10 protein-coding genes are annotated in these 12,094 nt (G+C 70.5%); 4 read left to right on the top strand and 6 right to left on the bottom strand.

Annotated features, from left to right (window positions below; genetic code table 11):
- The first annotated feature begins 1 nt into the window (after position 1).
- Positions 2–553: a Uma2 family endonuclease gene (locus BM140_RS14875; RefSeq protein ID WP_091947750.1), complete on the top strand. Its 552-nt coding sequence runs from the start codon at positions 2–4 to the stop codon at positions 551–553.
- A gap of 98 nt (positions 554–651) precedes the next feature.
- On the opposite strand, the gene BM140_RS14870 is transcribed toward BM140_RS14875, so the two are convergent.
- Positions 652–1,695, bottom strand: coding sequence for a threonine aldolase family protein (locus BM140_RS14870; protein ID WP_091947745.1), 1,044 nt, complete (start codon positions 1,693–1,695; stop codon positions 652–654).
- 249 nt (positions 1,696–1,944) lie between these two features.
- Here BM140_RS14870 and BM140_RS14865 point away from each other — a divergent pair, with 249 nt between their 5' ends.
- Complete coding sequence (locus tag BM140_RS14865; RefSeq protein ID WP_091947742.1) at positions 1,945–2,622, top strand: GntR family transcriptional regulator; 678 nt, start codon at positions 1,945–1,947, stop codon at positions 2,620–2,622.
- Between the two features lie 25 nt (positions 2,623–2,647).
- On the opposite strand, the gene BM140_RS14860 is transcribed toward BM140_RS14865, so the two are convergent.
- Positions 2,648–3,460, bottom strand: a complete 813-nt coding sequence (locus BM140_RS14860) for an enoyl-CoA hydratase/isomerase family protein (protein ID WP_091947739.1) — start codon at positions 3,458–3,460, stop codon at positions 2,648–2,650.
- A gap of 22 nt (positions 3,461–3,482) precedes the next feature.
- The gene (locus tag BM140_RS14855) at positions 3,483–4,703 is read right to left on the bottom strand and encodes a CaiB/BaiF CoA transferase family protein (RefSeq protein WP_091948113.1); all 1,221 of its coding nucleotides are present in this window, start codon (positions 4,701–4,703) and stop codon (positions 3,483–3,485) included.
- A gap of 325 nt (positions 4,704–5,028) precedes the next feature.
- On the opposite strand from BM140_RS14855, the gene BM140_RS14850 reads away from it, so the two are divergent.
- Both BM140_RS14850 and BM140_RS14845 read left to right on the top strand, forming a co-directional pair.
- The gene (locus tag BM140_RS14850; RefSeq protein WP_091947737.1) at positions 5,029–5,490 is read left to right on the top strand and encodes a hypothetical protein; all 462 of its coding nucleotides are present in this window, start codon (positions 5,029–5,031) and stop codon (positions 5,488–5,490) included.
- 104 nt (positions 5,491–5,594) lie between these two features.
- Positions 5,595–6,014, top strand: a complete 420-nt coding sequence (locus BM140_RS14845) for an FKBP-type peptidyl-prolyl cis-trans isomerase (protein WP_091947734.1) — start codon at positions 5,595–5,597, stop codon at positions 6,012–6,014.
- A gap of 70 nt (positions 6,015–6,084) precedes the next feature.
- Here BM140_RS14845 and BM140_RS14840 read toward each other — a convergent pair whose 3' ends face one another.
- From BM140_RS14840 to BM140_RS14830, 3 genes are all read right to left on the bottom strand, one after another.
- Positions 6,085–10,131, bottom strand: coding sequence for a PAS domain S-box protein (locus BM140_RS14840; RefSeq protein ID WP_091947731.1), 4,047 nt, complete (start codon positions 10,129–10,131; stop codon positions 6,085–6,087).
- A gap of 272 nt (positions 10,132–10,403) precedes the next feature.
- Positions 10,404–11,417, bottom strand: a complete 1,014-nt coding sequence (locus tag BM140_RS14835; protein WP_091947727.1) for an adenosine kinase — start codon at positions 11,415–11,417, stop codon at positions 10,404–10,406.
- Between the two features lie 97 nt (positions 11,418–11,514).
- Positions 11,515–12,048, bottom strand: coding sequence for a DUF4142 domain-containing protein (locus BM140_RS14830; RefSeq protein ID WP_091947724.1), 534 nt, complete (start codon positions 12,046–12,048; stop codon positions 11,515–11,517).
- Between the last annotated feature and the right edge of the window lie 46 nt (positions 12,049–12,094).

The raw sequence follows: 12,094 nt of genomic DNA, 5'->3' as shown, positions 1-12,094 counted from the left end.
CATGAGCGTCCAGGCCAAGCCCGGCATGACTGTCGATGCGTTCCTGGCCTGGGCCGAGGGGCGACCGGGACGCTACGAACTCATCGACGGCGAAGTCGTGGCGATGTCGCCGCAGCGAGCCCGGCACGCCGAGACGAAGTTTTCCGTGCAGACGGCCCTCCGCGCGGCGCTCCGAGCCGGCGATCTGCCTTGTCGCATGTTGCCTGACGGAATGTCCGTGAAGATCGATGCCGGGACGGTCTTCGAACCGGATGCCTTGGTCTATTGCGGCGCGGGTCTCGACCCGGATGCCATCGTGGTCCCGAAGCCGATGATCGTGGTCGAGGTCCTGTCACCCGGCACGAAGCGGATCGATACGGGTCGCAAGCTTCAGGGCTACTTCCGGCTGCCGAGCGTAATGCACTACCTCATCGTCGATGCGGAGCGGCACACCGTCATCCACCACCGTCGCGGGGACGGCGACCTGATCGAGACCCGCATCGCCTCCTCCGGCGAGCTGCGTCTCGATCCGCCCGACCTGACGCTCCCGGTCGCCGCCCTCTTCGACGCTTAGAAGTCATCTTGGATACCGGATCCAGGGCGATCCGCTCGGCTTCTTGTGCCGCATCGGCTTTTTTCCGAAAGCCGGTTCACACCTTTCAGGCCGATGCTTTAACGCCGCTCCGCAAAGGCCAGCGCCTTCGCCCGCATCACCTCGGCCGCCCGCGCGATGCCGGCCGAATCCACGTCGAGATGGGTGGTGGCGCGGATGTGGTGGGTGCCGAGCGCGCGGACCCGCACCCCTTCCTCCAGACAGGCGGCGGCGAAATCCGCCGCGGTGATGCCGAGGCCGGCGACCGAGAAGTAGAGGATGTTCGACTGTCCCGCCGTCGCATCGAGGTCGAGGCCCGGCAGGCCGGCGACCGCGCGGTGGAGCTCGGCGGCGTGGGCGTTGTCGCGGGCGAGCTGCGCGATGTGGTGATCGAGCGCGTAGAGCCCGGCCGCGGCCAGGACGCCCGACTGACGCATCGCGCCGCCGAGCCGGTACTTCCACTGCCATGCGGCCTCCACGAAGGCGGCCGAACCGCACAGGACCGCGCCCACCGGGCAGCCGAGCCCCTTGCTCAGATCGATCCAGGCGCTGTCGAACCCTTGCGCGTAGTCGGAGGCCGGAATGCCGGTGGCGGCGACTGCGTTGAGGAGGCGGGCGCCGTCGATATGCGCCACAAGCCCGCGCGCCTGCGCCACGTCGCGGATGCGGCGCATCTCGGCCAGATCCCAGACGGTGCCGCCGGAGAAGCTCGTGGTCTGCTCGATCGAGACCAGCGCCGAGCGCGGCGCGGTGCGCTGGGGCGTGCGGATCGCCGCCGCGACGGCGTCGGCCGTGAACAGCCCGACCCGCGTCGGCAGCGCCCGCACCGACACGCCGCCGAGCGCCGCCGCGCCCGCGGCTTCGGTGTTGTAGATGTGGGACTGATCGTCGACGACGATCTCGTCGCCGCGCCGCGTATGGACGAGGATCGAGGCGAGGTTGCACAGCGTGCCCGACGGCATGAACACCCCGGCCTCCATCCCGAGGAGGGCCGCCACCCGCTCGCACAGGGCGTTGGTCGAGGGGTCCGAGCCCGATTGTTCGTCGCCGACCTCCGCCCGCGCCATGGCCTCGCGCATGCCGGGCGTGGGCCGGGTCTGGGTGTCGCTGAACAGGTCGATCATCGCGGATTCGTGTTTCGCCGCCGGAAGCCGGCCCGCCGGAAGCCGGCCCGCCGGGGGCGATATTGCATGAAAAATACAAACCGTGCCAAGCTCGATCCAAGGCCCTGTGGGTGCGCATAGCTCCCCTGTCAATCAAGGTTTTCAACCGGCTCGCGAAGTTGGAGGGCGGACCCCACCTCGACATCGGGCGAGCCTAACCCTAGACATCGAATCACCAAGTCTCGCGTTCAAGAATGATTTGACTGCTCGATGAATAGAATTGAGCCCAGTATCGGCATCAGCCGCCGCTACCTCCATGACGAGGTGGCCGACCGCATGCGCGAACTCATCAACGAGGGTGAGCTCGAGCCGCGGGCGCGGGTCAACGAGAGCGAGTTGACCGAGCGCTTCGGCATCTCGCGCACGCCGTTGCGTGAGGCAATCAAGATCCTGGCGACGGAAGGTCTGCTCGAACTTCTGCCGAACCGCGGCGCGCGGGTCGCCAGCATCTCGCGCACCGAACTCGAGGAGATGATCGAGATCATCGCCGGACTGGAGGCGACCGCCTGCGACTGTGCCTGCCGCGTCATCACCGATGCGGAGATCGAGGCCATCGCGGACAAGCACGCGGCGATGGTCGAGGCCTGGAAGGCACGCGACGAGGCGACCTATTTCCGGCTCAACCGCGAGATCCACGAAGCGATCATGCTGGGCAGCCGCAACACCAAGCTGCGCAGCCTCTATCTCGGTCTCACCGGCCGCATCCAGCGCTCGCGCTACACCGCCCATCAGACCGACGAGCAATGGGCCAACGCGGTGGACGAGCACGAGCGGATGATCCCGCTCCTGCGCGCCCGTGACGGCGAGGCTCTGGCCTCGCTGATGCGCCACCATATCCGCTCGAAGAAGCCGGTGATCGCCGCGATGTACGGCGAGGAGGAGGGCTGAGGGTCCGCCCTCGAGCCTCTTCGCCTCACCGCCCCTTGAACGCCGGCGGGCGCTTGGACAGGAACGCATCCATGCCCTCGCGGAAATCCTCGCTGGTGTAGCAGAGCACGATCAGGTCCTCGCCGGCCTGCTCCGGCCCATCGCCGGCCGTTCCTTCAGAGAGACGGCGCAGCCCCTCCTTCGTCGCCTGGAGCGTCAGCGGCGCGTGGCTCGCGAGCAGGGTGGCGAGTTCGCCGGCCCGGGCCTGCACGGCGGCGGCATCCGCCACCACCTCGTTGGCGAAGCCGATGGCGCGGGCCTCCTCGGCACCGACGAGGCGGGCGGTGAACAGGATGTCCTTCACCCGCGACGCGCCGATCAGGGCGGACAGCCGCCGCAGCGTCGATTGCGACAGGCAGTTGCCGAGGGTCCGCGCGATCGGGATGCCGAAGCGGGCATCCTGAGAGGCGATGCGCAGGTCGCAAGCCGCGGCGATGGCCATGCCGCCGCCGGTGCAGGCCCCCGCCACCGCGGCGATGGTCGGCACCCGCAGCCGCTCCAGGCTGCCCAGCACCCTGTCCATGAAGCGCTCGTAGCCCAGAGCCTCCTCGGCGGTGCGGAAATCGCGGAACTGGCCGATATCGGTACCGGCGGCGAACGCCTTGTCGCCCGCGCCGGTGACGATCACCGCCTTGACCGAACGGTCCGCCTCGATCCGCCCGCACAGCTCGACCAACCGCTCGTACATCGCGAAGGTGAGCGCGTTGCGGGCCTGGGGCCGGTTGAGGGTGATGCGGGCGATGCCGCCTTCGTCGACCGCGTAGAGCAGTTCGTCGGTCGGCGCAGCCTCAGAGGTCATCGGTCGGACTCCGGTCATTCGGTCAGGCTGTCGTCTCGCCCACGATGCCGCGGGCGATCAAGTCCTCGATCTGCCCGGCATCGTAGCCGACCTCGGCGAGGATCGCGCGGCTGTGCTCGCCGAGCAGCGGCGCCGGGCCGTGGACGCGGCCGGGCGTGCGCGAGAATTTGACGGGCAGGCCCAGCGTCTCCATCCGCCCGGCGCGGGCGTGATCGACCGCGACCACCATCTCGCGGGCCCGCGCCTGCGGGTCGGCCTGCATCGCCAGCACGTCGAGCACCGGCCCGGCGGGCACGCCGCCCACTTCCAGCCGGGCCAGCCAGTCGGCGGAGGGCGCGCGGCGGAAATGCGGGGCCAGCGCCTCGGCGAGGGCGCTACGATTGACCATCCGGTCGCGGTTGGCGGCAAAGCGCGGGTCGCCCGCCAGATCCTCGGCGCCGAGAACGCCGAGGAGGCGCAGCCAGTTGGTCTGGTTGGCCGCGCCGATGGTGATCCAGCCGTCGGCCGTCTCGAACGCCTCGTAGGGTGCGTTGAGCGGGTGGGCCGAGCCCATCGGCCCCGGCGCGATCCCGGTGGCGAGGGCGATGGCCGATTGCCAGTAGGTCAGGGTGATGCCGGCTTCGAACAGCGAGGTGTCGACCACCTGCCCCTCGCCGGTCCTGAGGCGGTGGGCATAGGCGGCCAGCACCCCCATCGCGGCGAGGATGCCCGCGGTGATGTCGGTGACCGGCGGGCCGCACTTCATCGGCGGGCGGCCCGGCCCCTCGCCGGTGACGCTCATGAGGCCGCTCATGCCCTGCGCCACGAGATCGAACCCGGCCCGCTCGGCATAGGGCCCGGAGCGGCCGAAGCCCGAGAGCGAACAGTAGATCAGCGCCGGAAACTCGGCCTTCAGCACCTCGTAGCCGAGGCCGAGGCGTTCCATCGTGCCGGCGCGGTAATTCTCGATCAGCACGTCGGCGTCGGCCAAGAGCCGGCGCAACACCGCCTTGCCGTCTTCGCTCTTGAGGTCGAGACTGATCCCGCGCTTGCCGCGGTTCATCATCATGTAGGCGGCGCTCTCGCCTTCGATGGCGGGGGGCACCGAGCGGCGGGTGTCGTCACCGCCGTCGATCTTCTCGACCTTGATGACCTCGGCGCCCATGTCGCCGAGCATCAGCCCGCAGACCGGCCCGGCCATGATGTGGGCGAGTTCGACGACGCGCAGGCCCGCGAGCGGCCCGGAACGGGGGAGCTCGCCCATCAGTCGTCCCGGCGCGCCCGGCACGACGCGCGACATCGGCTCCGGCTTCGGCGCATCGCGCTCCCTTCCTCTCCTCGCGGCGCCCGGTGACGGACGCGCTGCCCATCGAACCCGTGGGCATTTGAATTATGAATCAATTTTAAGCAGGCCATTGCCGGCAGGGCAACCGGGATTGCATGCGATCGGACCGGCTCGGCGAGAGCGGCGGCTCGTCCCGCCGATCGGTATTCGGCCGACGTGATCCGCGGGAACGCGCAGAGCGGCCAAGCGGTTATCGAGGCGAGCGTGGCCGTTTGGCACGGGCCGGGCGATCGGGAGAGACGGGATGCACGGGGTGAGAACGGCGATCGGCCTGGCGGCCCTCCTCGGTGGGTTCGTGGGGGCCACGGCGGCGGAAGCCGGCTGCACCCGGCAGATCATCAACCGCTCCGGCTACACCGCGCTCGTCAGCCGCGACGGCGGCCCCTGGGTCGCGGTGCGCCCGCATCGCGCGCAGGCGATCCGCTTCAACCAGTCCGGCCGCATCGACGTGGCCCTGACCTGCGGCCCCGGCGCCGGCCCCGAGACGGCGGCATTCCGGGCGAGCTACGGCACGGTCGCGGTGATCGACCGCTGCTACATCGCATTCGGCGACGGCTTCTTCGAGGAGCAGCTCGGCGGCGGCTTCTGGGGCCGGAAGGACACGGGCCCGCTCGCCCTCAACAACCCGCGCCAGGGCGACCTCGTGGTCGGGCCGGCGGCGGGCGCCTGCGTGGCGGAGCGCGCCGCCCTCAGCGCGCGGTACTGAAGGTTAGGCGCAAGCATCTCCGGCAGCGCAAAAATTCGCCTTCGGCGCGTCGGCGTGGTAACCCGCCGGCCCGTCGTCGTGAACGACGCATCGAGAAGAGATCCATGCGTTCGATCCTTCCCATCGCCGGAGCCATCGTCCTCGCCATGACCGCAGCCGCTTCCGCCCAGCCCGTCACGCTGCCCTCGGGCCTGTCCTACGTCGACGAGGTGGTCGGCACCGGCCCCGAGCCGAAGGCCGGCCAGCAGGTCACGGTGCATTACACCGGCTGGCTCGACGAGGGCGGCGGCAAGAAGGGCAAGAAGTTCGATTCCTCCCGCGACCGCGGCCAGCCCTTCAGCTTCAAGATCGGCGCCGGTCAGGTGATCCGCGGCTGGGACGAGGGCGTCGCCACGATGAAGGCCGGCGGTCGCCGCATCCTGACGATCCCGCCGGATCTCGGCTACGGCGCCCGCGGCGCCGGCGGCGTCATCCCGCCGAACGCCACGCTGATCTTCGACGTCGAGCTGATCGGCTCCCGCTGATCCTCACGGTTCTCGTGCCGCATCGTCCCCAAGGCGTGAAACCACCTCTCGGGACGATGCGCTCAATCGCCTACGCCGCCTTGGCGTAGGCGCAGGCCGCCATCGCGGAGCGGGCACGCTCCGCAGCGGCGCGCAGCTCGGTGGCCCGCAGCCGCCCATCCGCGCCCATGGTCCGTCTCTCCAGGTCGCGGCACAGCTCCGACAGCTCGACGAAGCCGAGCTGGCCGCTGAGCGAGACCAGGGCATGCGCCTCGGTGGCGAAGTCCGTCGCGCCGATCCCGACCGTGCAGAGCAGGCCGACCCGCCGGTCGATCTCCCGCATCGCCGCCGCCAACAGGTCGCCGATGCGCTCGCGGCCGACGACGCCGGCCATCATCTCCAGCATCGCCTCGTCGAGCACGCGGACCGGCATCCCGGTCTCCGTCCGGCACAGCCGTTCGATCGCCGCGAACAGGTCGGGCCAATGCACCGGCTTGGCGATATGCGCGTCGGTGCCCGCCGAGCGGCAGCGCTCGACCTCGTCGATCATGGCGTTGGCGGTGAGCGCGATGATCGGGATTCGGGCGCCGCCGCCCTCGCGCTCGAAGGCGCGGATCGCGGCGGTCGCCTCCAACCCGTCCATCTCGGGCATCTGCACGTCCATCAGGATCACGTCGAACCCCGAGCCGGCCTTCACCGCCTCCAAGGCGTCCCGGCCGTTGCCGACGAGCGTGACGGCGTGGCCCTTGCGTTCGAGGACGGTAGTCAGGATCTCCTGATTGATGCGGTTGTCCTCGGCGAGCAGGATGCGGCGCAGGCTGGGCGCCGCGCCGAGCAGTTCCGGCCGTGCCGCCTGCGGGCGCTCGGCTGCGGCCAGCGGCAGGGGCAGGGCGAACCAGAAGGTCGAGCCCTCGCCGAGCCGGCTCTCGACGCCGATCTCGCCGCCCATCAGCGCCGCGAGCCGCTTGCAGATGGCGAGCCCCAGGCCGGTGCCGCCGTAGCGGCGCGCCGTCGAGCCGTCGGCCTGGCTGAAGCGCTCGAACAGGCGCGGCAGGGCCTCCTCGGCGATGCCGATGCCGGTGTCGGAGACCGCGATCCGCACCAGCGGCACGCCGTCGCGCAGGCCGGCACGGGTGACCGCGACGGCAATCCGTCCCCGCTCCGTGAACTTGACCGCGTTGGTGGCGAGGTTGAGCAGGATCTGGCGGATGCGCGTGGGATCGCCCTTGAGCCAGTCGGGCAGATCGGGGGCGATCGAGACGGTGAGCGAAAGCTCCTTGTCCCGGGCGGCCTCGGTGGCGAGCCGGCGGCAGCTCTCGACCAGTTCGGACAGGCTGAACGGCACGCTCTCGACGATCAGCTCGCCGGCCTCGATCTTGGAGAAGTCGAGGATGTCGTTGACGATGGTCAGGAGCGAGCGGCTCGATTCTTGGGCCAGGCCGACGAGGCGGCGTTGGGCCGGGCTCAAGGTCGGGTCGCTCTGGAGCAGATCGTGGGTGCCGAGCATGCCGGCGAGCGGCGTGCGTAGCTCGTGGCTCATGTTGGCCAGGAACTCGGCCTTGATGCGCGCGCCGGCTTCCGCCTGCGCCTTGGCCTGCTCCAGATGGCGGGCCTGCCGCTGGCGCTCGGTGACGTCGCGGATCGCCGTGACGATCTGCACGTCGCCCGCCTCGCCCGGCACCCGGCGGAAGGCGGCCTCGGCCCAGATGTAGTGTCCGGCCTTGTGGCGCAGGCGGTAGATGACGTTCGCGGTGGGGTGCTGGTCGCCGAGGGCCAGGGTGCTAGCGAACACCGTGGCGATGTCGTCGGGGTGGATCCAGTCGTGCATGCCGACGGAATGCGCTTCCTCGACGGTGTAGCCGAGCATCACGGTGACGGCGGGGGAAATGTAGCTGCGCCGCCCGTCGGCATGGCCGAGCACGATCAGGTCGGAAGCGTTGTCGGCGAGCAGGCGGTAGCGTGCCTCGCTCTCGCGGCGGGCCTCGTCGGCGCGGCGGCGCTCGTCGATGTTGCGCACCGAGACGACGAAACCGCCGCTGCGTCCGCCGGGCAGGCGCAGCGCCTTGAGCGAGGCCTCGACCCAGATCCAGCGCCCCCGGCTGTGGCGCAGGCGGTTGACGCTGACGGCCCGGTCGTCGTCCCCCGCCACGAGCCCGGCGAGGATCGCCGCGAAGCCGGGCGCGTCGTCGGGATGGATCAGATCGGCGAAGGCGCTTCCCGTCAGCATCTCGGGCTCGCGGCCGAGGAGGTCGCGCACCGCGGGCGAGACGTAGAGGCAGCGCCCGTCGGGGCCGGTCTGCACCACCATGTCGGTGGCCGCGTCGGCCAGCATACGGTAGCGTGCCTCGCTCGACACCACCGAGGCCTCGGCCCGGATACGCTGGGTGATGTCGGAGAAGACACCGAACAGGCCGGTCACGACCGGCGCGCCGCCCTCGGTCGCCGGTCCAAGCATGCAGATCCCGCGGGACTGGACGTGGCGCACCTCGCCATCGGGCCGCAGGAGGCGCTTGGTGAACTCGAAGCTGCCTCGGCGCTCCACCGCCTCGGCGACCATCGCGGCGACGCTGTCGCGGTCGTCGGGATGATACGCGTCGATGCCGTCCTCCAGGGTCGGCTGGAAGTCCGCCGGGTCGCGGCCGTGAATGCGGTAGACCTCGTCCGACCAGCGCACGCGCCCGCTCGCCACATCGAGATGCCAGTGGCCGACATGGGCCATCTGCTCGGCCATGAGCAGCAAGCGGTTGGAATCGAGCGCCGCGGCCTCCGCCTCGCGCAGATGGGTGATGTCGCGGGCGCTCGCGAAGACGCGTCCGATCGATCCGTCCGGGCGGTGCAGCGGGACGTGGACGATCTCCCAGACGCGGCCCCCCTCCCCGTCGCCCTCGCTCCGCTCGAACGCCCGCGGCCCGCCGGCCCGGATCGTGACCTCGAGATCGGCGGCGACGGGGACGTAGAGGTCCGGGTCCAGGATGTTGTGCAGGGACCGGCCCACGATATCGGCGGCCCGGCGTCCGAGCATCGCCGCGGCCTGGCCGTTCAAAGTCTCCAGGCGCGCCGTGCCGTCGGGCTCGATCCGGTGGACGAACAGGCCGTCGGTGGAGTGGTCGAACAGGGCGCGGAACAGCGATTGCGCCTCGACCGCATCGCGCTCGGCGGCGCGGATACGGCGCTCGCGCCGCTCCAGGCCGATGCCGAGGCCGATGAGGGCCAGCACCGCGAGCCCGAGGGCAACGGCCTGGATCAGCGCCTCGCGGCGCCACGCGGCGACGATGTCGTCCAGGCTGATGCCGACGGACACGATGAGGGAGGGATGGCGGGCGAGGCGCTCGAAGCCGGTGAGCCTCCGCACGCCGTCGACGGCGCCGGGCATGACGGGCAGCTGAAGCCGAAGCGGGCGCCCCCCGGCATCCATCGCCCGGAAGAAGTCGGTGTCGGCGAAATTCCGGTCCGTCAGCGCCACCGCGGGGCGGCGCACCAGCAGGCGCCCGTCCTCGCGCCACAGGGCGATGGCGCTGCGGGAATCGAGCCGCACGCCGTCGTAGACGTCCTGCAGCACCTTCGGATCGAGGGCGGCCAGCACGATGCCGCCGAAGCTGCCGTCCGGCCGGGTCAGCCGTCGGGAGATCGGGATGATCGGGCCGACATGTCCCCGATCCGGCCGCGGCGGGCCGACATAGAGGTCCGTCCCCGGATGTTCGCGATGCCAGCGCAGGTCGTCGCGGCCCGGCTCCGGCGCCCGGCCGGCCTCCGACGGACGGGTCGCGGCCTCGAGATCGCGGGAATCCGCCAGCCAACGCCCGTCGGCATCGAGGATGGCGAGGTTGCGAAGATGGGCCATGCCTTCGGCGCGGCGGCGGATGAAGTTCGAGAGCGCCGCGCGGTCGTCGTTGCCGACGCGTTCGGCCATGCCGGACAGCGTCATCTCGATGCCGTCGAGGAGACCGGTGGCATGCTGGGCCAGCGAACGGCTGATGTTGGTGACGTCGTCGCGCGCGCCCCGCATCGCCGCATCCCACGCCCGCGACATCTGCCAGGCGCCCATCACGACGATCAGGAGCGCGCAGGCGAAGGCCGTCACCACGCCGGGGCCGGAACGGAACGAGGGCAAGCGCGGGGCCGGCTGCTCGGTGCGCACGTCTCAGGCGGCCTTCCGTGGGACCGCCCACGGGCGGCCGGCATCGCGACAGCGCCGAATCAGGGGTCGGCGTGCCGCAGATTTCACCGGACCGTAAAAACAATGGTTAACGCGCCGGTAACGATGCCGTCCTTCCGCGCGGCTGCACCGAAAAAGCGAAGACGGACAAGCCCTTGCCAGGGCCTGCCCGCCTCTTCACGATGCCGTTATCTTGGCGAGACGAAAACGGTTCGGCAACCGCGGCGCGGCCGACGACCCGCTTCGAGGATCTGTCAGATCAGGCGCTGCTCCCGCGCGAGCGCCAGGAGGTCGCGCTGCGGCCGGGCGCCGATATGCTCAATCACCTCGGCTGCCGCGAGCGCGCCGAGGCGGGCGCTCGCCACGTAGTCCAGCCCGCGGGCATGGCCGGCGAGGAAGCCCGCGGCGAAGAGGTCTCCCGCGCCGGTGGTGTCCACCACCTCGCGCACCGGCGAGGCCTCGACCGAGCGAACCTCGCCGCCGCGCACCACGAGCGCGCCGTCCGCCGAGCGGGTGACGAGGCCGAGCAGGTGCTTGCCGTGGCCGCCACGCTCGTCGCGGAGCGCCGCGATGGCCTTGTCCGGGTCGTCGGTGGAATAGAGGCTCTGCAACTCGCCGATATTGGCGAACAGGATGTCGATGCTGCCCTCGCGGATCAGGCCCAGGAACTCGTCGCGGTAGCGATCGACGCAGAAGGCGTCCGACAGCGTCAGGGCGACGGCGTTGCCGGCGCCGTGGGCGATGCCGACCGCCTTGCGGAACGCGTCCTTGGCGGCGGGCGGATCCCACAGATAGCCTTCGAGATAGGTGACGCGGGCCGCCCGCACCGCGGCCTCGTCCACGTCGTCGAAGGAGAGCTTCTGGCAGGCGCCGAGATAGGTGTTCATGGTGCGCTCGCCGTCCGGCGTCACCAGGATGAAGCAGCGGGCGGTGGCCGGGCCCTCGGCGGCCGGGGCGGTCTCGAAGCTCACGCCGGTGGCTTTGAGGTCGTGGCTGAACAGGCGGCCGAGCTCGTCGTCGCGGACCTTGCCGACGAAGCCGGTCTTGGCCCCCAGCAGCGCCGCGCCGACCGCGGTGTTGGCGCCCGAACCGCCGGAGACGACGGTCGCCGGGCCCATCACCGAAAAGAGCGCCTCGGCCCGCGCCTCGTCGATGAGCTGCATCGCCCCCTTGGCTACGCCCTGGTCGGCCAGGAACGCGTCGTCGGCATGGGCGATGAGATCGACGATGGCGTTGCCGAGGACGAGGAGATCGAGGGGTTGCGACATCGGTCGGTCCAGTCTCGCGGGGTCAGATGATCCCGCGGCTGTCGCACCGTGCCGATGGGGCGTCAAGCAACGCGCCGACGGGGACCTGCGCCGCGCGCTACTTCTTATCCAGCTCCTGGGCCATCTTCAGGTGCTCGTCGATATGCGGCTTGTTCTTCGTCGCGAAGGCCTTCAGCTCGGCATTGTCGCCGCCCTCGGCGTAGCGCTTGTAGAGGTCGGCGGCGTTCTTGTGCCCGCGCACCTGATCGTCGTGATACTGCTTGGTGAAGTCGGGCCCGGTCAGGCCCTTGAGCGTGTCGAGCTTGGACTGGTGGCTCGAATCGAGCGCCTTGGGCACCTCGGCCTGCACCTTGCCACTCTGAAGGATCATCTTCATCTCGTCCGAGATCTTGCGGTGATCCTCGATCATCTTGCGGGCGAAGGCCTTGGTCGGCTCGTCGGCGCGCTCCAGGGCGAGCTCGCTGGTCTGGATCTCGAACAGGTCGCTGATCGCGGCTTGCGTGACGAAGTCCTGGGTCGAGGGGCTGACGCCGATGAGCGAATTCACCCCGGTCTTCTCGCCGACCGATTGGGCCGCGGCAGGTCCGGCGGCGGCGATCAGAAGGCAGGCGACGGCGGTCGTGGCTCTCATGACGGGCACTCCTGTGGCGGCTCCCTCTCGGGCTGTGGGAACCGGG

Source organism: Methylorubrum salsuginis (assembly GCF_900114375.1).
Classification (GTDB): domain Bacteria; phylum Pseudomonadota; class Alphaproteobacteria; order Rhizobiales; family Beijerinckiaceae; genus Methylobacterium; species Methylobacterium salsuginis.
Note: the sequence above shows the minus strand (reverse complement) of the source record. Positions and strands in the feature narration are given on the sequence as shown.